The sequence below is a fragment of the Vibrio paracholerae genome (genome assembly GCF_037672085.1).
Lineage (GTDB): Bacteria > Pseudomonadota > Gammaproteobacteria > Enterobacterales > Vibrionaceae > Vibrio > Vibrio cholerae.
The window spans coordinates 2166690-2188873 of sequence record NZ_JBBHLM010000002.1 but is presented as its reverse complement, the minus strand read 5'-3'; the positions used below and the strand labels follow the sequence as shown (position 1 = coordinate 2188873).

Below are 22184 nucleotides of genomic sequence, written 5' to 3'. Positions count from 1 at the left end.
CATCACTTAACGCTTAATTAATATGGCATTGAGCCATTGTTCATGTTCACGCCCTGCTCTGAGATCTTGTGTGACCCAAAGCTTGTCGATGGCCAGAGGTGAAGAGGTGAGCAATTGATTTAAAAGGGCTTCATTACAGTTGGTGAAGCGACGCCCATCTCTCTCTACCTCGTCCTGACCATATTTAAATGAGCAGTAAAAAGCACCGCCACACTTGAGCATTTTTGCTAAGTGAGCAAACGTCTCCGGTAACGATTCTCTCGTGACATGCAGTAGGGAAGCACAAGCCCAAATTCCGTCATAGCGTTTACTAGAGGTAAAGTTCTCGAAGGTAGTCACAGTGACAGATTGGTTGAGTAGTTCTTCAGCTAAAGCCGCTAAAGGTGCACTGGCATCAAAAGCATCGATCTGATAGCCCATATCTAGAAATCGTTTACTATCTCGTCCTGAGCCGCATCCTGCATCTAACACTAATCCACCTTGAGGTAAGTAAGGTACAAACTGGTCAAGTAGGGAAGTGGAATCGACTTCGACAGTGGAAGAGAAAAACTGCTGTGCGTTTTGATTGTAAAATTCTACAGACATTGGCGTGAGCTCCTCCTGAATTGGATGCAGAGTGTAACTTCCTCATCCTCATTGCTCAATGAGTTGCAATGTAACTGTGAGCTACTTTGTGAAATCGAGGATGTACGGCTTGTTGGTTCAAGATGCTCTCCTCGTAAGCTCAAGCGGCTTTGGGCAAGTCAGGGTCAGTTAGAAGATGACATCATGGTTTAAATAGTAGGGAGCATCGGTGGTTTCAATTCTTGAGCGTCTACGAGTTAATTCGCTTTTACCTCAGCATTTTGACTTTTGTAGTGGATAGCGGTTTTGTCTGTCACGGCATGTTTAGGAACCATAAATTAGGAGCCCAAAAGCAACTGAACCCGCGTCCATGTATTCCTAAATCATTTAAAAATGCTAGCTTGTTATAGCAATTCAATCTAAATAAATAGAGCTGATGCTGAGCAATTTACCCATCCTCACCATCCATTAAGAGCGATTTTAACGCATCGGGAGAAGAAGGCAGCAGCCCGATTTTTAAGCTAAATGGTTTGAATACCTTGTTGAGAATCTCTGTATTGTAGCTGCCCCGATCATTCTCTATGTCTGAGAGTGTTTTTCTTGAGACATCGACAAGTCTTGCGAATACATCCTGTTTGAGTCCCAGTATATTAATGCGTAGACTTTTCAGCGCTTGGCCCTGTGTTAGCTCTCCAAGCAATAAGTGTTTGATGATTTTGTTTGCTTCGGTTTTGCGCTCTGCTGCACTTACTGCTTTGGCGTTTTTTGAGGCTTTCGATCTCGTTGGAGTATCGAGTGGTGTTTGCTCTTTGATCGAATGAGTTGCATTCTTCCCAATCTTGGGCTGCTGTTGATTTCGGTTTGCTCTTAGACGAGCTACCGTATCTTGTACGGACTCTTTATTGCTTGGCTTCATAGTAGCCCCCATTTAGTGAGCTTTTCTGATAAATAATTAAGTCCAACGGCCGGCATCTCCAAGATTTGTTCTGGTACTCCTCGTAAAGCGAGTCTCTGCTTTAGGCCTACGCATTTACTTGCAGTAATTGCTAGCTCTTTTAATAACATTTCCTTTGGCACCAGATCAGATAAGGTGTCTGCAATGCCGACAAAGTCGTAAGTTCCGCCAACCTCTAGTGGGGCTTTCCATTTTGTTGTTCTTGGAATTCCTGCAGGATCAGCTTTCATTGGTGCGAAATCGTAAATGGGAGCAAGCTTTATGACTCCATCACCCTTTAAGAATGAAGTATTTCTGCCATGGTTATCACTATTACCAAACAAGATGTTGAGTAGATCTCTCTTCACCCATTCAATAACGAAAGCTTGGGTATCAAACCTATACCCTTGGTGTTTAACCATATTACTTTCAGTAATTTTTTCTATGAGAGTTCGGATTGTTGTTTCGTGATCAAGAGTGACTCCAGCGCCTTTGTTCAAAATGGAATACACTGATTCCATGCCAAATCGCTCTATTTGTTGATCAATAATTTGAACATCAAATCGAGGAAGCCATAAGGAAGGGTAGTTTAATCCTTCCTCCAAGCGCATACCGTCGGTGGAGATCGTTTCAACTCCCATTTCAGTGAGCTCGTGGTAGAAGTAGAACTCAGCTCTTAGAATATTACAGTCGATGGTGCTTCTTGAGCCTCTAGGGTACTTTACTAAGTAATGTAAGTCGTGGTTGCTATTGTCATCTTGGTATGGATCAATCCATATTTTTTCGCTGCCAGATCCATGATCGAAACCACATCGGAGGATCAGTTTTGGCGCTTCACCTCCAGCCCCAGTTGCACCACCTGCGGCTGCCCCTCTTTGCTGTGCGTAGTCGAGGAAATCACCAGCTCGATTTTTAACATCATCAACAGAGAAGTAGAGGTTGTCTGCGACTTCGTAGCGTTCAGGAAGGGAGTCTTTTATTCTTAAGTTACCAATAGGCGACATCGTGCCAAATTTGAGCAAAACATAGTCTTGTTCATCAGAACTAAGATCTTCAATATCTAGGTGTTTGACCCAGTATCGTCTACTAGCGCCACTAGGCATAATATCGTCTAGAAACTTTAACCATCCAGGCTTACCCATGTCATCAAAAAAGAATGAGACAGGGTGGTTTAGTGAAACAGCGTGAAAGTCATCTTTATCGTAATGTTCTAGCGCATAGTCGCTGAGGTAGTTGAGTTCAGTCACTCGGAAATTATGTTGGCTACTTTTAGGGAATGAGATGATACCAATATCTATCCATTCACCTCTGATAAAAGCTTGTACGGTTAGCTCATCCATCGACAACGCCTCTACTTATCAATGAGTAAAACTTTACTCTTAAAGCCATTTTTTTTCAATTTGTGAGTAAAGAATTACTCGTTAATGTGTGTGGATACTATTTATGAGTAAATTATTACTCATGGGTTGTAAGTCAAAATTTGTTGATGAGCAAGACGGATTGTTTTAGCTATGTAAAGCTGCGATAGGGAGCGGGGCGTTAATTGTTTGTTCAGTGATGCAGGTTGTTCCTAAAAACAAACGCTTGCCTATTTTCAGTGTTTTTCTCGTCATCTTGCAGATCTTGAAGCGTTACTGGTAAAAAACTAGCCAAGGAACGCAACATTGATTAATCTGGTCTCATAATCGTTAGTTTTTGAGATGAAAGTAATGTCAGGTAAGTATTTGTCCCCACCAGCATGCCCATTTAGCACAATCGGAGACGTTTTGTTTGAGATTGGCAGCCAGGGGCTAGATCCAAATGACTATACCGATTACATCGTCCCATTTACTGACGAGTACCATTCATTCAACGAGTTTAGGCGTAGGGTGAAGTCTGGCTTAGACGTCAAATATTGCTGGTGGCTAACTCGTCTGTCTCGAGACAGTACGTTAATCAATCTCACTCCCTTAGAAGATAAACCTTTGCCTCCCGACTTGCCTGAGCAAGTGATCCAAGCTCTGTTGAACTCATCTGACTATACACAACATTGCCGATTCAATAATTTGCATGAATTTGGTCGTGTGCTGTCGCAGATTGATCGCTACACCACGCACAGTGCAATGTTGGGTATCTTAGAGCAAATTGGCGAGCGGGCACACTTTGAGCACTTAGCGAATAATCTAGTGGATGATGAGGCGATATCGAGCAGTCAATTAGAAGGTGCAGCGACGACGACCATCCTAGCCAAAGAGATGATCCGAAAAAAAAGAAAGCCTCGCACTGACGATGAGCGGATGATTTTTGGTAACTTTGACCTAATGAAAAGTGCCTGGGATCTTAGGGATGAGCCGTTTAGCATTGAGCTGATCAGAGATTTGCACAGCATCGGTACGAAAACATTAGAGCAAGAAAAATACACGTCTGGCGCGTTTAGGACAACGGATGATGTTGCGGTTGTCGATGCAGAAGGTGAGATTGTTCACCAACCACCCAATCACAATAGCATTGATAGGCTACTAACCCGCGTTGTGAAGTGGCTCAATTCCAATGACAGTGGTGTTCATCCGGTTATCCAAGCTATCACACTTCATTTTGTTATCGGTTATGTCCACCCGTTTCGAGATGGTAACGGAAGAGTCGCTAGGGCCCTGTTCTACTGGTATATGTTCAAATCCGGCTATACCGGCTTCCGATATATCGCGATATCAGCATTGCTCAAGAAAGCTCCAATTCAATATGGTGTTAGCTACCTAGATACGGAGCACGACAACTTAGATCTGACTTACTTCATTAAACATCAGCTCAAGGTGATCGGCCGCGCTATTGATGAATTTGTTGCAGTTTATCAACGAGCTGTACAACGAATGCAGGCGCTAGAAGAGAGTTATTCTGGCTTAGAGGATATCGAGAGGAAGATCGTTGGTTTTGTCTCTGGTGAGCCCCGTTACCGCAAAATGCCAACGGTCACTGCTAGGGAAGTCGAGAGTCTGCTAGGTATTAGCTATAACAGCGCCAAGCAAAAATTGGATGATATGGTCTCGGCAGGGATTCTCTCGTCTGAGAAGATTGGTAAATCTACGGAATATTTTTTAGCGTGAGGTAATACTCTTTCTCTTTTGCCTTAGCGTTTTTGACTTCCGTAGCGGATAGCTGATTTGTCTGTCTCGGCATGTTTAGGAACCATAAATTAGGAACACAAAACTAAGGTTCCTACATTGGTTCCTAAAAATCAAAGCTGCTATGGAATCATGTGGAATAGCTATGAATGCTAAGTTGTTGATTTTTGATTGTTTGATATAAGAAAAAAGACGTCCGGAGACGTCTTTAAACTATGATTTGGTGGAGCTGGGGGGAGTTGAACCCCCGTCCGAAAACCATTCATCTTTGGTACTACATGCTTAGTCGATCTTTAATTTCACCACCGCCTGCGAACCGACACGCTAACGAATGGCTAACCTGAATTAGATCTCGCGCTTCATCCCTCAGGTGGGGGAATCCACGCCAGCTTGATTTGGTTTGACCTTCCTGATTTCCCCGTCTTACAAGCGGAAGCTAGGGAGGAAGGGCTCTGAGCAGGGTATTAAGCTGCTAGTGCGTAGTTTTCGTCGTTTGCGACTATTTTTTTGCGGTTTGTTAACGAGGCCTACCGCACCTCGGCATGCACCTCAGACTGCAAAATTCCCGTCGAATCCTGAATCAGCCCCAGAGGTAACGGGTGCATAGTACCAGAATACGTGCTTCTGTCTAGCTCCCATTTTTCAAGTGGTTACTATTAGCGCAACGCGCTCTTCATCACTCGATCTTTTTGGCGTTGCCACTCTTTTTCTTTCAGATCTTCACGTTTATCGTGCAGTTTCTTACCTTTCGCAACGCCAATTTTGATTTTGACCCACGAACGAGACCAGTAGAGTGACAATGCGGTTAGTGTCATCCCTTCACGGTTGATGCGGCCAAACAGGTTGTCCAGCTCGCGGCGTGAAAGTAGCAGCTTGCGGATACGGGTAGGGTTGGCTACCACGTGAGTGGAGGCTTGCTGCAACGGAATGATGGTCATACCGGAAATGAACGCCTCGCCATCTTTGATGTAGACGTAGCTTTCTGCAATGTTGGCTTTACCTTGGCGAAGTGATTTGACTTCCCAGCCTTGTAGCTCCATGCCAGCTTCAAATTCATCTTCGATGAAGTATTCGTGGCGAGCTTTTTTGTTCAGCGCGATAGTGTTGCTACCCGCTTTGGTATTGGTTTTCTTTTTTGTCATAGTGGGCGCATTATACGGTTTGGTCAGCGGTTAGGAAACGCTTTTGTTTGCCGTAGCATACGGTTATCTGCGCGATGACTCAAGCGCTGTATTGTGTTGTGCGAGCCTGATGGCTTGAGGTGCTCGGGGGATGAAAGTACAATCCGTTTTCCCAAGCTGTTTGAGTCGTGGTAAGGAGTGAAAATGAAACAAGTGAGTCGTTCTGCCTTGGTCTCGTTTAGTGCAGAGCAGATGTTTCATTTGGTCAATGATGTGGCGCGCTATCCTGAGTTTTTGCCCGGTTGTTCGGGGTCTCGTGTTCTGGAGCAGAGTGAGGCACATATGGTGGCATCGGTGGATGTTTCAAAAGCGGGGATCAGTAAGACGTTTACCACCTCGAATCAATTGACGCCCGGGGTGTCGATTGCCATGAGCTTGGTGGATGGGCCTTTTAAAACGCTGCGCGGTGGATGGTTTTTCACTCCGTTGGATGAAGCCGCGTGTAAAGTTGAGCTGCGTTTGGAGTTTGAGTTTTCCAGCAAGATGATTGAGTTGGCGTTTGGCAAAATTTTTAATGAATTGACCAGCAATATGGTGAATGCGTTTACTCGCCGAGCAAAACAGGTGTATGGAGAGTGATGATGAGCAGTGAAATGATTCATGTTGAAGTGGTGTATGCGCTACCGCATGAGCAACGTGTACTCAAGCTGGTGGTTGAGAAATCGGCAACGGTGGAAGAGATCATCCGTACCTCAGGCATTTTGCAGATGTATCCTGAGATTGATCTGACGGTCAATAAAGTGGGTATTTTCAGCCGGAATGTGAAGTTGGATGCTAAGGTGCGAGATAAAGATCGGATTGAGATTTATCGCCCACTATTGGCTGACCCGAAAGAGATTCGCCGTAAACGTGCGGAGCAAGCCAAAGCTGCCTCTAGTCAAAGTTAATGTGACGGCTGAAGAACAAACACCAAAAAGAAAAGGCTTGTGAAAGCCTTTTCTTTTTTTACTCGGCAAAGTGCGCTTAGTTAACGCTTTCGAAGAAAGCATCACCAGTTGGGAAATCTCCCGAGACATTCACGAGTTTGCCACCATCGTTAAATTTTACGATCAGGTTCTTTTGTACCGGATCGTTATGGCCTTGGGTATGGTGATAAATGTAATACCAAGTATCTGGGTAGCCATTTTCAACCAACATAGGTGAGCCGAGAACAAAACGAACTTGATCTTTGCTCATGCCAAACTTGAGCTGATCTACGGATTGTTGATCAACATAGTTACCCTGATTGATATCGATTCGATACACCAAGCGCTCTAATAAAGAGCAGCCCGATAAGGCGGTGACGGCAAGGGGAAGGGCGATGAACCACTTAGTAAACTGCATTGTTAAAACTCTCTGTCCCTCAGGGCTAAAAACTTGGCTGATAATAAACAAGCTCAGAGCAGATGTAAAAACCTCGATCGTGCTCTGAGCCTATTGAGACTGTGAATTTTGAGTTTGGTTGCAAAGCTGAACAAAAAATCCAGTGATGCGATATGAAATTAGGCTGCGATTAATAGCTCTTTAGCATTCGCGAGCGTGGATTCGGTAATTTGGCTGCCTCCGAGCAAGCGTGCAAGTTCAGCAATGCGCTGTTCTTGATCCAGTTTGAGCATTTGTGTTTCGGTTTTGCCTGCTTTGGTCTGTTTGGCGACAAACAGTTGATGGTGTCCGCAGCCTGCCACTTGCGGTAAGTGGGTGACACACAGTACTTGAGTTGATTCACCCAATTTGCGCAATAGTTTGCCAACTACGGCTGCTGTTGGCCCTGAAATACCCACGTCAACTTCATCGAAAATCAGGCTTGGAGTATCGACTTTCTGCGCAGTAATCACTTGGATTGCGAGCGACATACGCGACAGCTCACCACCAGAGGCCACTTTAGCGATGGGTTGCAATGGTTGACCCGGGTTCGTCGAGACTAAGAAAGTCACGGCATCAAAACCTAATGGCGATGAGTGCGCGCTGTCTTGCAGCACTTCGATTTTGAATTGCGCTTTTTCCATGCTCAGCTCATGCATGCTTTGGCTAATCAATTTATCCAATTCTTTGGCATAGCGAACACGAGATTTGTGCAGTTTGTCAGCGGCCGCAACAAAGGTTTGGTAGAGCACGTCGACTTCACTCGCGAGTGCTGACATTTTCTCGTCAGAACAATCCAACTGAGCAATTTGCTGCAAGAGTGCTTGGTGATGCTGATACAGCTCTTCTGGCAGTACATGATGTTTACGCGCGAGCGACATGACTTTGGAGTAGCGCTCTTCCACATACGCCATGCGTTCTGGGTCGACATCAATCGAATCTAAGTAGTTGCGTAGTTCATGGTAAGTCTCTTCAAGTTGGATCAGCGCCTCGGCCACCATAGAAGGGAGCGCTGTCAGTTTGCTATCCATTTCAGCCAGATCAATCAGCGTATGGCTAACACTTTGTAAAAGGCCTAAGGCGTTTACTTCTTCCCCTTCATTGAGCAGTTCAATCGCGCGTTGGCAGTTGAGTGCCAGATCGCCGCTATTGGCTAAGCGTTTGTGCTCTTGTTCTAGCTCGACAAACTCATCCTCACCGAGAGCCAATTCGTTGAGCTCTTTGATTTGGTATTCCAAAAGTTGTAACTGTGCCTGATTTTGTTGGCTATTTTCGCGCAGCTGTTTGAGCTGATTGCTCGCTTGACGCCAATTTTGATAGGCGTGACGCGTGGCTTTGAGCAAGTCTGCATGACCTGCGTATTGATCAAGCATGCTGAGTTGATATTCCGGTTTCATCAGTTGCTGATGTGCGTGTTGACCATGCACATTGATCAGTAGTTGCCCCAATGTTTTGAGCTGAGAAAGCGGAACTGGGCTGCCATTAATAAAGGCTTTAGAGCGACCATCTTTGGTGATGATTCGGCGCAAAATGCACTCTTTGCCTTCAAGCAGTTCATTATCTTCTAACCAACGGCTGGCGAGCAGATTGTTATCCAGATGAAAGGCTGCGCTGACTTCGGTTTTATCTTCACCTTGACGCACCATGCTGGCTTCGGCTCGACCACCAAGGCATAAACCTAAAGCATCAATCGCAATGGATTTACCAGCACCAGTTTCACCTGTGATGGTGGTCATTCCTTTTGATAATTCGAGTTGTAGTGACTTTACGATAGCGAAGTTATTGATACTTAAGTGAGCCAGCATGTTTGCACCTGTATGATTAACCAATACTGTATGTTTAAACAGTTTATACTGTTTCTTTATACAGTAAAGTCACTCAGGTAAAATTTTTTGGTCACTTTTACGCTCTATGAGCAAAATCTGTGAACGAAATCAAAACAGTTTGCTCGACCAGCCAAGCTTAGTGCGCAATACGTGGTAGTAACTGTAGTCTTGAGGGTGGATCAGTTTCAGCACATTAGGGCTTTGATAGATGTGGATTTCATCACCAGGCGACACAGGTAATGAGACTTGTCCATCACAGCTCACTTCTTGAGTGCCGCGATTTTCAGGGGAAACCACCAGTTTAATGCGTTGATTTCCGCCCACCACTAATGGGCGGCAGGAGAGGGTATGCGGAAACATAGGCACTAAAGTAATGGCATTCAGGCTTGGTGAGAGGATCGGGCCTCCGCCGGAAAGCGAATAAGCAGTTGAGCCGGTTGGGGTTGAGACAATTAACCCATCGGAGCGCTGAGAGAAAGCGAAGTTATCATCAATATAGACTTCAAATTCAATCATATGCGCTATTTTTCCTGGATGAAGCACGGCTTCATTCAAGGCGGCATTATGGCTTTTCACTTGCCCGTGGCGATGGATTTCCGCTTCAAGCAAAAAGCGAGTTTCTTGCAAATAGTGACCATCCAACACTTCTTGTAAGCGCTGTTGGAAATCTTCTGGGTTTAAATCGGTCAAAAAGCCTAAATTGCCACGATTAACCCCGATCACACTGATATCAAAGCGGGACAACACGCGCGCAGCACCAAGCATGTTGCCATCGCCACCGACCACAATCGCTAAATCGGCTTTTTTGCCCAGTTCAATCAGGCTTGCAAAATGTTCGGTGGGTAAATCGGTCAGAATTTCCCGTAAACGATCATCGATAAACACGGTATATCCGAGCGATCTTAGCCAGTGATAAATCTCTTTATGAGTTTGAATGGCTTGTTGATCGCGCGGTTTTCCAATGATGGCAAGAACGTTGAACGGCTTTTTCATAAGGTTTCCAACCGATTTATGCTTGAATCAGAATTCATCGTCCCCATAATAAGGGCAAGTTGTGCTTTTATGCGAATTTTTGTGTTGGGAAATCGACGATTAGACGATTTCTCCTGACCAGTATGAAGTGAATTTTGGAGATATCATGAGCAACGAAGAGATCAAGAACAAAGACGAGCAGCTGCAACAAGACGCGGTTGAGACTGAAGCTGAAGTTGTAGGAACAGATGCCGATATCGACTGGAACCAAGCTGCTGACGAAATCGATGAGAAAGAAGCGAAAATTGCTCAGTTAGAAGCGGCGCTGCTTGTGAGCGAAGAGCGCGTGAAAGAGCAGCAAGACAGCGTACTGCGTGCCCGTGCGGAAGTCGAAAACATGCGTCGCCGTAGCGAGCAGGAAGTGGATAAAGCACGTAAATTTGCGCTGAGCCGCTTTGCTGAAGAGCTACTGCCAGTGATTGATAACCTTGAGCGTGCGATTCAAGCCGCCGATGGTGAAGTTGAAGCGATCAAACCTCTGCTAGAAGGTGTAGAACTGACGCACAAAACTTTCGTTGATACGATTGCGAAGTTCGGCTTGAAAGAGATTAACCCGCACGGTGAAGCGTTTAACCCTGAATTCCACCAAGCGATGTCGATTCAAGAAAGCGCTGAGCATGAGCCAAACACGGTGATGTTTGTGATGCAAAAAGGCTATGAACTGAATGGCCGCGTATTACGCCCTGCTATGGTGATGGTGTCTAAGTAGTTCTTAGAGCCTGAGCGACAGAAGAAGCGAAGCCGATTGGCTTCGCTTTTTTATGTTCTAAAACCGATTTATGCGCAAAAACACAATAAATCTGAATTTTTTTCACTTTTACCCTTGAAATGGTTTTTGAAGACCTTATTTAAGGGGCATACGAGAAGCAAACAAGCCCGTTTTGGTTTGTGAGTAGGGGTTGAAACCCGATTCTCCATCCCCACATTAGGGGTATACAAACTCGAACATAGAATTTTTTTGGAGATAGCCTGATGGGTAAAATCATTGGTATTGACTTAGGTACTACAAACTCATGTGTTGCTGTGCTGGACGGCGACAAGCCTCGCGTAATTGAAAACGCAGAGGGTGAGCGTACTACTCCTTCTGTAATTGGTTATACAGACGGTGAAACTCTGGTGGGTCAACCTGCGAAACGTCAAGCAGTCACTAACCCACAAAACACGCTATTTGCAATCAAGCGTCTGATCGGCCGTCGTTTTGAAGACGAAGAAGTTCAGCGCGATATCAAAATCATGCCTTACAAAATCGTTAAGGCTGACAACGGTGATGCTTGGGTTGAAGCGAAAGGCCAAAAAATGGCGGCTCCTCAAGTGTCTGCTGAAGTGCTGAAGAAAATGAAGAAAACCGCGGAAGATTTCCTCGGTGAACCCGTTACTGCAGCAGTTATCACTGTACCTGCTTACTTTAACGATGCTCAGCGTCAAGCAACCAAAGATGCTGGCCGTATCGCAGGTCTAGAAGTGAAACGTATCATCAACGAGCCAACCGCGGCAGCTCTGGCTTACGGCCTAGACAAGCAAGGCGGCGATCGCACTATCGCGGTTTATGACCTTGGTGGTGGTACATTCGATATCTCTATCATTGAGATCGATGAAGTTGAAGGCGAGAAAACCTTCGAAGTTCTGTCTACCAACGGTGACACTCACCTAGGTGGTGAAGACTTTGACAACCGCATGATCAACTACCTAGTTGACGAGTTCAAAAAAGACCAAGGCATCGACCTGCGTAACGATCCGCTGGCAATGCAACGTCTGAAAGAAGCGGCTGAGAAAGCGAAAATCGAACTTTCTTCTGCGCAGCAAACTGACGTGAACCTGCCATACATCACGGCAGATGCGACTGGTCCTAAGCACATGAACATCAAAGTGACTCGTGCGAAACTGGAAGCGCTGGTTGAAGATCTGGTGCAACGTTCTCTGGAACCACTGAAAGTTGCTCTGGCGGATGCTGGCCTATCTGTAAACGAGATTACTGACGTTATCCTTGTGGGTGGTCAAACTCGTATGCCAATGGTTCAGAAGAAAGTAGCTGAATTCTTTGGTAAAGAGCCACGTAAAGACGTGAACCCTGATGAAGCGGTAGCGGTAGGTGCTGCGGTTCAAGGTGGTGTTCTAGCGGGTGAAGTAAAAGACGTTCTACTGCTAGACGTAACGCCTCTGTCTCTGGGTATCGAAACCATGGGCGGTGTGATGACCAAGCTCATCGAGAAAAACACCACTATCCCAACCAAAGCGAACCAAGTGTTCTCTACGGCGGAAGATAACCAAAGCGCAGTAACCATCCACGTACTGCAAGGTGAGCGTAAGCAAGCGATGTACAACAAATCTCTGGGTCAATTTAACCTAGAGGGCATCAACGCTGCGCCACGTGGTATGCCACAAATCGAAGTTATCTTCGACTTGGATGCGGACGGTATCCTGCACGTTTCAGCCAAAGACAAACAGACTGGTAAAGAGCAGAAGATCACTATCCAAGCTTCTGGCGGTCTGAGCGATGCTGAAATCGAAAAAATGGTTCAAGAAGCAGAAGCGAACAAAGAAGCGGATAAAAAGTTCGAAGAGTTAGCGACTGCACGTAACCAAGCAGACCAGATGATCCACGCGACTCGCAAACAAATCACAGAAGCAGGCGAAGCACTGCCAGCGGATGAGAAAGCGAAGATCGAGACTGCAATTAGCGAGCTAGAAACTGCGAAAAAAGGCGAAGATAAAGCGGAAATCGATGCCAAAGTGCAAGCACTGATGGCAGCGGCACAGAAGCTGATGGAAATCGCACAGCAACAAGCTCAAGCACAAGGTGCAAACGCGGGTCAATCTTCAACTAAAGAAGATGACGTAGTGGACGCTGAGTTTGAAGAAGTTAACGACGATAAGAAGTAATGAAGTCATTCCGCACGATATGATGCGTGCGGTTTGCTGAGTTCTTATTGAACTTTGAAGCAGCGGGCGTTTGAGGAAACTCTTACGCCCGTCTGTTTGAAGCGTGTCGCTACAGATAAAGGCAACCGGATCCCCTTATCTATATCGATACCCACCGAGCGGCATAGCCGTTGGCAGTAATAAATTGGTGACTGAGAACATGTCAAAACGTGATTTTTACGAAGTATTAGGCGTAGGCCGTGACGCCTCCGAGCGTGATATTAAAAAGGCATACAAACGCCTTGCGATGAAATACCACCCGGACCGCAACTCGGGAGATGCTGGTGCGGCGGAAAAGTTTAAAGAAGTCAAAGAAGCGTATGAAATTCTGACTGATGCGCAGAAGAAAGCAGCTTATGACCAGTACGGCCATGCGGCATTTGAGCAAGGCGCGGGTGGTTTTGGTGGCGGTGGCTTCGGCGGCGGCGGTGCTGATTTTGGCGATATTTTCGGTGACGTGTTTGGTGACATCTTCGGTGGTGGTCGCCGTGGCGGCGGCCCAAGAGCACAGCGTGGCTCCGATCTACGTTACAACATGGAACTGAGCCTTGAAGAAGCGGTTCGTGGCTGCTCGAAAGAGATTGAAGTACCGACATTAGTACACTGTGACGCTTGTGATGGCTCGGGTGCGAAAAAAGGCACTTCGGCACAAACTTGTGGAACCTGTCACGGCCATGGCCAAGTTCAGATGCGTCAGGGCTTCTTTGCGGTGCAGCAAACCTGTCCAACCTGTCATGGTAAAGGCAAGATCATTAAAGATCCTTGTAACGTCTGTCATGGCCAAGGTCGTAAGCAAAAGACCAAGACACTCAATGTCAAAATCCCAGCGGGTGTGGATACCGGCGATCGCATTCGTCTTTCCGGTGAAGGTGAAGCGGGAGAAATGGGCGCGCCAGCAGGGGATTTGTACGTACAAGTGCATGTCAAAGAGCACCACATTTTCGAGCGTGATGGCAACAACTTGTACTGTGAAGTGCCAGTGAGCTTCGCGATGGCGGCTCTGGGCGGTGAAGTGGAAGTACCGACACTCGATGGTCGCGTGAGCTTGAAAGTGCCTGCGGAAACCCAAACGGGTCGTATGTTCCGCATGCGCGGTAAAGGCGTGAAAGGCGTTCGCTCTGCAGCACTGGGCGATCTGATTGTCAAACTTGTGGTCGAAACTCCAGTCAATCTAAGTGCTCGCCAGAAAGAGCTGTTGAAAGAATTTGAAGAATCTTGTGGCGGTGAGGCGGCGACGAAACACAAGCCGAAAGCCGAAGGCTTCTTTAATGGTGTGAAGAAGTTTTTTGATGACTTAACCAGTTAATCAAGATTCAATGAGTCACTATCGAAAAGACCAGCTTGCTGGTCTTTTCTTATTTCCAGCACCCAATCGGTGATGTCACTCCTTTCTCATTCAAGGTGAGAGAGGGGTAAGTGTTACCGTCGCATTTATCACTATTTTGGCCTTTGTTTTTTTGAGGAGTCGCGGTGATGAGATAGCCGTTAGCTGTTGTTTCGACCGCAATCTTGTAACGATCATTGTCTACGCTACAAAACGCATTACATACCTTTTGAGCATCGACTATGCCTGTCGCCGTATAGCCATTGTGGTACTTTTCTTCTAAATAGAGCTGAATTTTGGCCATATCTGCCATCGCCTGTTTGCGATGACCTTCTTTGACATAGTCGGTATAGGCTGGATAAGCGATGCTTGCTAAAACACCCACAATCACCACCGCGATCATTAATTCGATCAATGTCATACCTTGTTGCTGACTCATACTTGGCTTGCAGAAAATTTTTCGAATCATTTCCATTACTTCTCTTTATAAAACAACACCATTTTTGATAGCTGTTAGCATCTATGCAAGTTGATTCATCATACTCTCACGGTTTGCAAAGGATTTTGGGAAATGCATCGCGGCTTTACTTTACTGGAGCTTCTTATCACGGTCGCTGTTTTCACTGCGCTACTGCTTTTTGCTGCCCCCAATTTTTCCAAAGTCAGCCAACAAACAAAAATGGTGAATTTAGCCAATGAATTGCAAGGATTCTTGATTCAAGCGAAGTCCGAATCCGTGTTACGCAATCAGGATTTATGGGTTCATATTCAAGGTTTTCCTTCATCGACAGGAAATTGGAAGCTCATCCTCGCGAGTGTGTCTAATGTTTCGACGATTACGTCAAACAATACAATCGCTGAGTTGCAAGGTAACCGATATCGAAATTTGTTGTTGTCGAGTACGAACACATTGACCAGTTTGAAATTCGATCATGTGATGGGCAATCCACAAGAAGCAGGCAGTATAGTGATTAAGCAATCCGAATCTGATAAGAGTCCTATCAAAGTTATCGTTCATAATCGAGCTGGGCGAGTCAAAGTCTGCACTGAAAATGAGGCAAAATATGGCTTTGCAAAGTGCTAAACAGCAAGGTAATACGCTCATTGAATTTATGATTGCCGCTTTGGTGGGGGCGATGGCTTTGGCTATTGTTGGCACGGTATTTCTGTCGAACCAAAAAGCGGCAGCGCAACGCAGTAAAGAAATTATGCTTTTGCAACAAATGAGCAGTGTAATGCAACAGATGAAAGAGGATATTCAGCGTGCTGGTTTTGATGGAATATCCACAAACTCAATGATGCTTTCTGGCTCAGCTAATATCCTTTTTCAACAAACGAATAAGATTGGCTATGTTTATAGAAAAAATACAACCATTACGAGTAATACTGTATATCAACTCAATAATAATATGTTGGAGTATTGCCAAAAGGACTCATCCGTACCTTTAAATATTGTATCTGCAGCGACAGGATGCTTTGACCTTTTTGACCCGAAACAAATTAAAGTCACTCAGTTTGACGTTCATCGAACTGTTTTATCAGGTTCTGCAGTTGAAAGTGCATTTGTTTCAATTTCTGTGGCGGCTGAGTTAAAAAATGATCCCTCGATTTCTCATACCATGTCATTAAAGGTTCAACAAAGGAATTGGCAATGATGCGTCAATATCAGCAAGGGGTAGCAACCTTACTAATCACCTCTATATTACTCTCTGTTGCTCTGGTAGTGACTTTAGGCTCCTATAAAAATCTGTTTTACCAAATTAAGCGTGCACAGAATGAGGTTAAAGCGAGGCAAGAACATTGGCTTGCAGAGGGAGGGTTGGAGTGTGTGTACACAAAAACTATTCGAGATAGTGTTATACCAAATGCATCTTCTATCCCTGCATGTAATATTGCTGGTAATACAATCGCTTTCACATATGAATCTTTGGCGTCAGCTAATCTTACAACAAAAATAAGTAGCAAAATTGGTTACACAGACGTAAGTAAGAACATTATTATTCCTTTATCTGGAGTAGGGGCTGGTGCTATACGTAGCGCATCAAATTTAGTTGTTAATGCATCAGTAAGTATTTCACCTGATCCTGGGAATATAAATAGCACGGGTAATGATGAATATTATGAATGTGTATCAATGGTTGTTAGAGATAAAGCATATTTTGGTGGTGGGTTTATAAATGGTGATTTGAATTATTCTTCAGGAGTTAGTCCTGGTACTGATTATAAGCAAGATGTAAAGTGTGGGACGAGCTACAAAACAAATTCTTCACAACCATCTGGATATTATTTAAATGAAAAGGGTGAGCTTGTAAGTCACTCTGTTGATTTAGATACACAAAGAGATACCGATTTATCACCATTCAAAGATTATTTCGGTAAAGATGTTTCTGATTGGCATAAAGTTAGAGATGATCCAAAAAATGATTTTAAGAAAATATCAACAACTAAAGGTAGCGATTGTTTCACAAAAATTAATCAAGTCGGTTTAAAAACTAACGGAAATAATGCTATTTGGATTGATGGTCCATGTGAGTTTGATACTAATCTTACTAATTTGCTAAACAAAGGGAAATATCCCAAAATGAAGGTTCTTTTGGTCGTTCATAATGGCATTGTTGGAGGCCGAAGTGCTGTAGATATTAATGGTGTTTTTGTTCATGTGAATAGCACTTATACGCCAGTAAAAGAACAATGGAACAATGCTGCTTTTGATGCATCATTAATCGCATCTCTAAAACATAATCCTAATGAGTTTAAAGCTGGGCTTGAAGCAATAAATGGGAAAGAATCTTATAAAGATGGTGATGCGACACTAGCTACTATGTATATGGAAGGTTCATTTAATTTTTCAGGAGGGATGATTTTGGATGCTCGTAATCAGAGTGCATTGTTTAAAAACTCAGTCAATCTTAAATTTAATTCAGATATTATGAAGGAGTTTGTAAATAGCTCTTCCCCTCCTAAGTGGCAAGAAGGAAGCTGGAATGCGCAATAAGCAATGTGGTTTTAGCTTAATCGAAGTGATGATCTCGTTTGTACTGATTGGCGTTGGTGCGCTTGGTTTGGTGAAATTACAAGCTTATATCGAGCAACGCGCTGATTACGCGATGCACAGTATTGAAGCGTTAAATCTTGCTGAGCAAAAATTGGAGTGGTTTCGTACTCGTGGCGCTTCTTCAGCTAACCCTGCCATACCAACTGCAAATTTCGCGACCGATATTGTCTCTGGGAATGATGTTTCACATCCTTTCTATACTTTGTCTTGGTCTGTACCCGCTGCAACCTTGTCGGGGGCTCTCAAAACCATTCATATCCAAGCGTCATGGAAGGATCGCCATGGTGAAACTCAGTCGGTAGAGTTGAAAACCATGATCTCTAAATACAGCGAATTTGACTGAACGAGTCCTTCTGGCCACGTTATTCTCCCTCGGTTTATTGTGCTGTGAGTTTCGTTTCTTTTGCTCTTTTCCCATCCATTTGCTTCATTTTTGCTTTTGTCGGCGCTGATAAGTGCAAACTCATGTTTTGCAAATTGGTTTCTTAAATGTATATGCTTCGTTATTGATAATGTTTCGAGTGTGTGTCTTTGGTTTTCTATTTTTGCAAAATATGTCTCTAAATATGTAAAAAAAGGACGAACGCTGTGCTTTGGTTTAGGCGTTTCTATACAATGCCAAGCGACAAATCGCCGTTTCATTGTGACCAATTTCAATGGTTCACAGGGAAAAACTCGAAACGGATACAGAAGGCCACACTAACAAGGCCTCACGCAGCAACATCACATTACGGAATTTACTATGAGTAACCAAGCTATCAATCAAGCGCCATCGGCCAAACCAAGTGGGATGGATCGCTTTCTCAACTTTATTGAACGGGCAGGGAATAAAATCCCAGATCCCGCGATTCTTTTCTTCTGGGCTTTAGTTATCGTTTGGGTTTCTTCTGCGCTACTCTCTAACGTCAGTTTTGAATTGACTAACCCTCGTACTAATGAGGCATTAGAAATCAAAAATTTACTGACTGGCGAATCACTGGCTCATTTTCTTGCCAATATGGTGACCACGTTTACCAGTTTTGCGCCATTGGGCATTGTACTTGTCGCCATGCTCGGGGTTGGCGTTGCTGACTCTTCAGGCTTTATTACCACTGGCCTAAAGAAAATGCTTAATGTCACACCGGCGAAACTGCTGACACCTATGCTGATTTTGGTGGCGATTGTTTCGCATACCGCAGCAGATGCAGGCTACGTTCTGGTTATTCCTCTCGGTGGTATCATTTTCCATGCAGCAGGTCGTCATCCGCTCGCAGGTATTGCTGCCGCGTTTGCTGGCGTATCTGGTGGTTTCTCGGCAAACTTTATTCCGTCAGGTATCGATCCGCTGTTGGCGGGCTTTACGCAAACGGCAGCGCAAGTGTTGGATCAGTCTTATCAAGTTAACCCATTAGCCAACATTTACTTAACGGGCCTTTCCTCAATCATCATCGTAGCGATTGGTTGGTATGTGACAGATAAAGTGATTGAGCCACGTTTGGCGGCGACGAAAGTGGATGAGGATGCAGAATCAGCACCCGATCTAGGCTCTTTCACTGCGATTGAATCAAAAGCTTTCCGTTACGCAGGTTGGGCAATGGTTGCGGGTATCGCACTGTTAGTGGCTGCTGTGTGGCCTGATAACTCTGCTCTACGTTCGCCTGAAGGTGAAATTACCGCCTTCACTGCGCCGATTATGAAGTCGATTGTGCCACTGATTTTTATCCTGTTTATTATCCCGGGGATTGTCTACGGCCGTGTCGCAGGAACCTTCAAAAACAGTAACGATGTGATCAAAGCGATGTCGGCCACCATGTCGACCATGGGCGCGTACATTGTGATGTCGTTTTTCTGTGCGCAATTCTTGTCTGCTTTTGGTCAATCTAACATTGGTACTATGTTGGCTCTGTATGGTGCAGAAGGTCTAAAAGCGATGAATTTGCCGGGTCAAGCCACGATTGTGGGCATGATTCTACTCACTGCGATGGTCAACTTATTAGTCGGTTCAGCATCGGCTAAGTGGGCGTTGATTGGTCCTATTTTGGTGCCAATGTTGATGGCAGTGGGTATTTCTCCTGAACTGTCTCAAGCGGCATATCGTGTGGGGGATTCGGTGTCTAACATTATTTCTCCATTGATGGTGTTCTTCCCACTGGTGGTGGTGTATTGCCAACGCTATGTGAAATCAACCGGTATCGGTACTTTGGCTTCGATGATGATGCCGTACTCAATCGCTATGCTGATTGGTTGGTCACTGTTCCTGCTGGTTTACTGGGCACTGGGTATCCCGCTGGGTATTCAAGCTCCGTACACTTACACCATGTAAGTGATTAAACCGATAAACATCGTCAGCCCACTCCTTCGAGTGGGCTTTTTCTTGGGCTGGCTTTTGTTTTGTCCGCGATCTCCGCTAGAATCACCGTTTTCAAGAATCCGTGGAGTGTGATTTTGTCAGCGTCTCTATTTTCTGCTCAAGATGAACAATTTATGCGCCGAGCCATCGCGTTAGCCGCCCAAGCTGAAGCGCAGGGAGAAGTCCCTGTTGGAGCGGTGTTGGTTCGAGATGGCGAAATCATTGCAGAAGGCTGGAATGGTTCGATTACGAACCATGATGCGACTGCGCATGCAGAAATTGAAGTGATTCGAAAAGCTGGCAAAGCACTGAGTAATTATCGACTACTCGATACCACCTTGTATGTGACACTGGAGCCTTGTCCTATGTGTGCCGGGGCGCTATTGCACAGTCGGGTAAAGCGTATTGTGTATGGCGCGCCAGATTTGAAAGCGGGTGCGGCAGGAACGGTGATGGATCTGTTTAGCAGCCAAGCGGCTTATCACTACGCGACGGTTGAAAAAGGGCTGTTGGAAGAGGAGTGTCGAGCTCAGTTACAAGCGTTTTTTCAGCGCCGAAGAAAAGAAATTAAAGCCAAACGTGATGCAGAGCGAAATGATGCTGAGAGAAAGAATGAGCAGTGAATTTTTGGCAAACATCGATAGAGATGTTTGCCATTCGAGAGGTAGGTATCTAGCTACTTAACTGGACAAATGCACGATGACGAGCCAAGACTTTTTTCTTGCTATTGGCCAGCATACGGCGTCTGCGGTTAGCGGATACGGTTTTGTTCAGGAGTTTTGATTGACGTTTACGTCTCAACATAAAACACCCTCCTACGACTGACTGACATAAAAACCCTGACGACTTAACGTCAGGGAACCTAATAAATCGCTTATCGATCTGCTTTATTATTGCATTGGAATGTTACCTGTTTCTGACAACAGGAAAGCGATTTAATTCACACATTGATTTACGTGTTTTCTTCCCAAAAATCAAGTGGCTAATTTTTGCTCTCAGTAGATGGTTTGGCGGATGGCTCGGCGCTCGATTCACTGTTTTCGAGTGACTCTGATTCGAGTGCTTCCGCTTCTTCATCCAAGATTTCACGGTTTGCTTCTTCATTGAAAAATTCTTCATCAAGCGCAATCACGGTGAGATCTTCAATGCTTTCATCACCTGTTGCCAGCTGACGCTGCTCAAGATGGCCGATGATGCTTTGGTAGTAACGGCGAATATTTTCCACATAATTACGTGCTTCGTCGCCACGCGCATAGCCATAGCGGGTCTGGGTGAAGTATTTTTTCTGCTGCAGCTGTGGCAGGCGATCTTTGACATCCGCCCATGAGTCAGGATCTGCACCTTGGCTTTTGGTTAAGCGTCGCGCATCCATCATATGCCCGTAGCCAATGTTGTAAGAGGCTAAGGCAAACCAAATTTTTTCATGTTCGGAAATCGAGTCAGGAACACGCTCCATCATACGTCGCAAGTATTCCACACCACCACGAATCGACTGCTCTGGATCGAGGCGATCGCTTACTCCCACGCTGCGCGCGGTTGGTAGCGTCAACATCATCAAACCACGGACACCTGTAGGCGATTTGGCATACGGATTCCAGTGCGACTCCTGATACGCAAGTGCGGCGACTAAACGCCAATCAAACTCTGCCGAGTACTTTTGAAAGAGAGGTGTCCATCGAGGTAACCTTGTATCCAGCGCGCGAATAAAGGCGCGGGTATCGACATAATCAAAGGTACCAATATGGCCGATGTATTTTTCTTCCAAAGACGCCAAATAGCCCGATTGCTTGAGATTGCCAAAGAATTCAATCATTAAGGCATACAGACTTTCATCGTCGGAACGGCGGATAAACCATGAGATCGGCTGATCTTCGGTTAATTCAAATGCTGCTGCCAGCTCAGGATAGATGCGTTGAGAAAGCGACACCTCAACAGAGTCGGCCATAGTAAACAGTAACTCACCTTGTGAGACTTTTTTCAGTAAGTCATTTACATCGGAATTGCTGTCGACATGAAATTGAAAATCGGGGTATTTGTGCTGTTTGGCTAGCAAGGTGTGCTCAAAATGGGAGTCATCCACCACGCTGAAAAAGGCCAGTTCAGGATTGTCCTTTAATAAGGCTTGCTGGCGTTCGACCAACTGTTTGAAGCTGCGTGGTCGCCAGTCACCTTTTTTATAGACCACTTGCTGCGAGACGTAATAATAAGCAGGACCGGCGCGAAAATCTTTGAGTCGTTCTTCGGATTGGCTTAAGCCTGCCGCAATGATGTCCACTTCACCGTTTTTTAAGGCAGGAAACAGGCTAGATAGGCGGTATGCTGGCTTCATTTCCAACTTTACGCCAAGCTCTTTAGCAAATTCGCGGGCTAACTCGTAATCTAATCCGGCCGGACCATCTGGGCCGATGTAATAGGAGAGGGGATTATTGAGTGTACCAACGCGTAAAACACCACGTTCACGAATTTTTTCTAGCTCGCTTTTGGGCTCAGAATCGATTTGGCAACCGACTAAGAGCAGGCTCAATAAGCCTAGCCAGAGTGCGCGAATGGGATGTTTATATGCAAAAGGAGTCATCAATTT

The 22184-nt window shown here is 45.2% G+C and carries 23 protein-coding genes and 1 other RNA gene; 12 read left to right on the top strand and 12 right to left on the bottom strand.

Features of this window, described 5'->3' with window-relative positions; all coding sequences use genetic code 11:
* Positions 1-6 precede the first annotated feature (6 nt).
* The 3 genes from R4537_RS15075 to R4537_RS15065 form a co-directional block, all read right to left on the bottom strand.
* Positions 7-585 carry a class I SAM-dependent methyltransferase gene (locus tag R4537_RS15075; protein ID WP_019830049.1) on the bottom strand — a complete coding sequence of 193 codons (579 nt, stop codon included), beginning with the start codon at positions 583-585 and terminating at the stop codon, positions 7-9.
* Positions 586-1012: 427 nt separating this feature from the next.
* Positions 1013-1480, bottom strand: coding sequence for a helix-turn-helix transcriptional regulator (locus R4537_RS15070; protein ID WP_071179670.1), 468 nt, complete (start codon positions 1478-1480; stop codon positions 1013-1015).
* Entirely contained in the window at positions 1477-2838 is a 1362-nt protein-coding gene (locus tag R4537_RS15065) for a type II toxin-antitoxin system HipA family toxin (protein ID WP_071179644.1), read from the bottom strand. The genes R4537_RS15070 and R4537_RS15065 overlap by 4 nt, the downstream gene beginning before the upstream one ends.
* Before the next feature lie 369 nt (positions 2839-3207).
* Between R4537_RS15065 and R4537_RS15060 the strand changes: the two genes are divergently transcribed.
* Positions 3208-4578, top strand: coding sequence for a Fic family protein (locus R4537_RS15060; RefSeq protein WP_071179645.1), 1371 nt, complete (start codon positions 3208-3210; stop codon positions 4576-4578).
* Between the two features lie 239 nt (positions 4579-4817).
* Here R4537_RS15060 and ssrA read toward each other — a convergent pair.
* Positions 4818-5184, bottom strand: a transfer-messenger RNA (tmRNA) gene (gene ssrA / locus R4537_RS15055).
* Between the two features lie 68 nt (positions 5185-5252).
* Entirely contained in the window at positions 5253-5738 is a 486-nt protein-coding gene (gene smpB, locus R4537_RS15050; protein ID WP_000162689.1) for an SsrA-binding protein SmpB, read from the bottom strand.
* A gap of 183 nt (positions 5739-5921) precedes the next feature.
* On the opposite strand from smpB, the gene R4537_RS15045 reads away from it, so the two are divergent.
* Positions 5922-6356, top strand: a complete 435-nt coding sequence (locus R4537_RS15045; protein ID WP_000815880.1) for an SRPBCC family protein — start codon at positions 5922-5924, stop codon at positions 6354-6356.
* A gap of 2 nt (positions 6357-6358) precedes the next feature.
* Positions 6359-6664 carry an RnfH family protein gene (locus R4537_RS15040; RefSeq protein ID WP_001924829.1) on the top strand — a complete coding sequence of 102 codons (306 nt, stop codon included), beginning with the start codon at positions 6359-6361 and terminating at the stop codon, positions 6662-6664.
* 76 nt (positions 6665-6740) lie between these two features.
* On the opposite strand, the gene bamE is transcribed toward R4537_RS15040, so the two are convergent.
* The 3 genes from bamE to nadK form a co-directional block, all read right to left on the bottom strand.
* The gene (bamE, locus tag R4537_RS15035) at positions 6741-7100 is read right to left on the bottom strand and encodes an outer membrane protein assembly factor BamE (protein WP_001160908.1); all 360 of its coding nucleotides are present in this window, start codon (positions 7098-7100) and stop codon (positions 6741-6743) included.
* A 158-nt stretch (positions 7101-7258) separates the two neighbouring features.
* Positions 7259-8923, bottom strand: a complete 1665-nt coding sequence (recN, locus tag R4537_RS15030) for a DNA repair protein RecN (protein ID WP_000879550.1) — start codon at positions 8921-8923, stop codon at positions 7259-7261.
* Positions 8924-9052: 129 nt separating this feature from the next.
* Positions 9053-9937 (bottom strand): NAD(+) kinase, encoded by an 885-nt coding sequence (gene nadK / locus R4537_RS15025; RefSeq protein ID WP_000742830.1) that lies wholly within the window; start codon positions 9935-9937, stop codon positions 9053-9055.
* Positions 9938-10082: 145 nt separating this feature from the next.
* Between nadK and grpE the strand changes: the two genes are divergently transcribed.
* A complete protein-coding gene (gene grpE / locus R4537_RS15020; protein ID WP_000064037.1) occupies positions 10083-10685 on the top strand; it encodes a nucleotide exchange factor GrpE in 603 nt (200 codons plus the stop codon).
* Here grpE and R4537_RS15015 read toward each other — a convergent pair.
* Positions 10678-10791 carry a transporter gene (locus tag R4537_RS15015; RefSeq protein ID WP_228006377.1) on the bottom strand — a complete coding sequence of 38 codons (114 nt, stop codon included), beginning with the start codon at positions 10789-10791 and terminating at the stop codon, positions 10678-10680. The genes grpE and R4537_RS15015 overlap by 8 nt on opposite strands.
* 157 nt (positions 10792-10948) lie before the next feature.
* On the opposite strand from R4537_RS15015, the gene dnaK reads away from it, so the two are divergent.
* Both dnaK and dnaJ read left to right on the top strand, forming a co-directional pair.
* Positions 10949-12856 carry a molecular chaperone DnaK gene (dnaK, locus tag R4537_RS15010; RefSeq protein ID WP_000516157.1) on the top strand — a complete coding sequence of 636 codons (1908 nt, stop codon included), beginning with the start codon at positions 10949-10951 and terminating at the stop codon, positions 12854-12856.
* A gap of 199 nt (positions 12857-13055) precedes the next feature.
* The gene (dnaJ, locus tag R4537_RS15005) at positions 13056-14201 is read left to right on the top strand and encodes a molecular chaperone DnaJ (protein WP_000043914.1); all 1146 of its coding nucleotides are present in this window, start codon (positions 13056-13058) and stop codon (positions 14199-14201) included.
* Positions 14202-14250: 49 nt separating this feature from the next.
* Here the strand turns inward: dnaJ and R4537_RS15000 are convergent, their stop codons facing one another.
* Entirely contained in the window at positions 14251-14694 is a 444-nt protein-coding gene (locus R4537_RS15000; RefSeq protein WP_032480646.1) for a type IV pilin protein, read from the bottom strand.
* 96 nt (positions 14695-14790) lie between these two features.
* On the opposite strand from R4537_RS15000, the gene R4537_RS14995 reads away from it, so the two are divergent.
* The 6 genes from R4537_RS14995 to tadA all read left to right on the top strand — a co-directional run bounded on the left by R4537_RS14995 (position 14791) and on the right by tadA (position 20226).
* Entirely contained in the window at positions 14791-15303 is a 513-nt protein-coding gene (locus R4537_RS14995) for a GspH/FimT family pseudopilin (RefSeq protein ID WP_032481441.1), read from the top strand.
* Complete coding sequence (locus R4537_RS14990; protein WP_032481440.1) at positions 15284-15874, top strand: PulJ/GspJ family protein; 591 nt, start codon at positions 15284-15286, stop codon at positions 15872-15874. The genes R4537_RS14995 and R4537_RS14990 overlap by 20 nt, the downstream gene beginning before the upstream one ends.
* A complete protein-coding gene (locus R4537_RS14985) occupies positions 15871-17214 on the top strand; it encodes a hypothetical protein (RefSeq protein WP_080483652.1) in 1344 nt (447 codons plus the stop codon). The genes R4537_RS14990 and R4537_RS14985 overlap by 4 nt, the downstream gene beginning before the upstream one ends.
* Positions 17204-17617, top strand: coding sequence for a type IV pilus modification PilV family protein (locus tag R4537_RS14980; protein WP_001244854.1), 414 nt, complete (start codon positions 17204-17206; stop codon positions 17615-17617). Before R4537_RS14985 ends, R4537_RS14980 begins: the two co-directional genes overlap by 11 nt.
* A gap of 399 nt (positions 17618-18016) precedes the next feature.
* The gene (locus R4537_RS14975) at positions 18017-19576 is read left to right on the top strand and encodes an AbgT family transporter (protein WP_071179647.1); all 1560 of its coding nucleotides are present in this window, start codon (positions 18017-18019) and stop codon (positions 19574-19576) included.
* Between the two features lie 122 nt (positions 19577-19698).
* On the top strand, positions 19699-20226 hold the full coding sequence (tadA, locus tag R4537_RS14970) for a tRNA adenosine(34) deaminase TadA (protein ID WP_071179648.1): 528 nt from the start codon (positions 19699-19701) through the stop codon (positions 20224-20226).
* Between the two features lie 49 nt (positions 20227-20275).
* On the opposite strand, the gene R4537_RS14965 is transcribed toward tadA, so the two are convergent.
* Together R4537_RS14965 and mltF are read right to left on the bottom strand one after the other, a co-directional pair.
* A complete protein-coding gene (locus tag R4537_RS14965; RefSeq protein WP_000946180.1) occupies positions 20276-20407 on the bottom strand; it encodes a hypothetical protein in 132 nt (43 codons plus the stop codon).
* A 178-nt stretch (positions 20408-20585) separates the two neighbouring features.
* On the bottom strand, positions 20586-22178 hold the full coding sequence (gene mltF / locus R4537_RS14960; protein WP_071179649.1) for a membrane-bound lytic murein transglycosylase MltF: 1593 nt from the start codon (positions 22176-22178) through the stop codon (positions 20586-20588).
* Positions 22179-22184 lie beyond the last annotated feature (6 nt).

Coding starts and splice junctions, on each gene's coding strand:
- R4537_RS15075 (WP_019830049.1), bottom strand. CDS start 585: ATGTCTGTAGAATTTTACAATCAAAACGCACAGCAGTTTTTCTCTTCC.
- R4537_RS15070 (WP_071179670.1), bottom strand. CDS start 1,480: ATGAAGCCAAGCAATAAAGAGTCCGTACAAGATACGGTAGCTCGTCTA.
- R4537_RS15065 (WP_071179644.1), bottom strand. CDS start 2,838: ATGGATGAGCTAACCGTACAAGCTTTTATCAGAGGTGAATGGATAGAT.
- R4537_RS15060 (WP_071179645.1), top strand. CDS start 3,208: ATGTCAGGTAAGTATTTGTCCCCACCAGCATGCCCATTTAGCACAATC.
- smpB (WP_000162689.1), bottom strand. CDS start 5,738: ATGACAAAAAAGAAAACCAATACCAAAGCGGGTAGCAACACTATCGCG.
- R4537_RS15045 (WP_000815880.1), top strand. CDS start 5,922: ATGAAACAAGTGAGTCGTTCTGCCTTGGTCTCGTTTAGTGCAGAGCAG.
- R4537_RS15040 (WP_001924829.1), top strand. CDS start 6,359: ATGAGCAGTGAAATGATTCATGTTGAAGTGGTGTATGCGCTACCGCAT.
- bamE (WP_001160908.1), bottom strand. CDS start 7,100: ATGCAGTTTACTAAGTGGTTCATCGCCCTTCCCCTTGCCGTCACCGCC.
- recN (WP_000879550.1), bottom strand. CDS start 8,923: ATGCTGGCTCACTTAAGTATCAATAACTTCGCTATCGTAAAGTCACTA.
- nadK (WP_000742830.1), bottom strand. CDS start 9,937: ATGAAAAAGCCGTTCAACGTTCTTGCCATCATTGGAAAACCGCGCGAT.
- grpE (WP_000064037.1), top strand. CDS start 10,083: ATGAGCAACGAAGAGATCAAGAACAAAGACGAGCAGCTGCAACAAGAC.
- dnaK (WP_000516157.1), top strand. CDS start 10,949: ATGGGTAAAATCATTGGTATTGACTTAGGTACTACAAACTCATGTGTT.
- dnaJ (WP_000043914.1), top strand. CDS start 13,056: ATGTCAAAACGTGATTTTTACGAAGTATTAGGCGTAGGCCGTGACGCC.
- R4537_RS15000 (WP_032480646.1), bottom strand. CDS start 14,694: ATGGAAATGATTCGAAAAATTTTCTGCAAGCCAAGTATGAGTCAGCAA.
- R4537_RS14995 (WP_032481441.1), top strand. CDS start 14,791: ATGCATCGCGGCTTTACTTTACTGGAGCTTCTTATCACGGTCGCTGTT.
- R4537_RS14990 (WP_032481440.1), top strand. CDS start 15,284: ATGGCTTTGCAAAGTGCTAAACAGCAAGGTAATACGCTCATTGAATTT.
- R4537_RS14985 (WP_080483652.1), top strand. CDS start 15,871: ATGATGCGTCAATATCAGCAAGGGGTAGCAACCTTACTAATCACCTCT.
- R4537_RS14980 (WP_001244854.1), top strand. CDS start 17,204: ATGCGCAATAAGCAATGTGGTTTTAGCTTAATCGAAGTGATGATCTCG.
- R4537_RS14975 (WP_071179647.1), top strand. CDS start 18,017: ATGAGTAACCAAGCTATCAATCAAGCGCCATCGGCCAAACCAAGTGGG.
- R4537_RS14965 (WP_000946180.1), bottom strand. CDS start 20,407: ATGTTGAGACGTAAACGTCAATCAAAACTCCTGAACAAAACCGTATCC.
- mltF (WP_071179649.1), bottom strand. CDS start 22,178: ATGACTCCTTTTGCATATAAACATCCCATTCGCGCACTCTGGCTAGGC.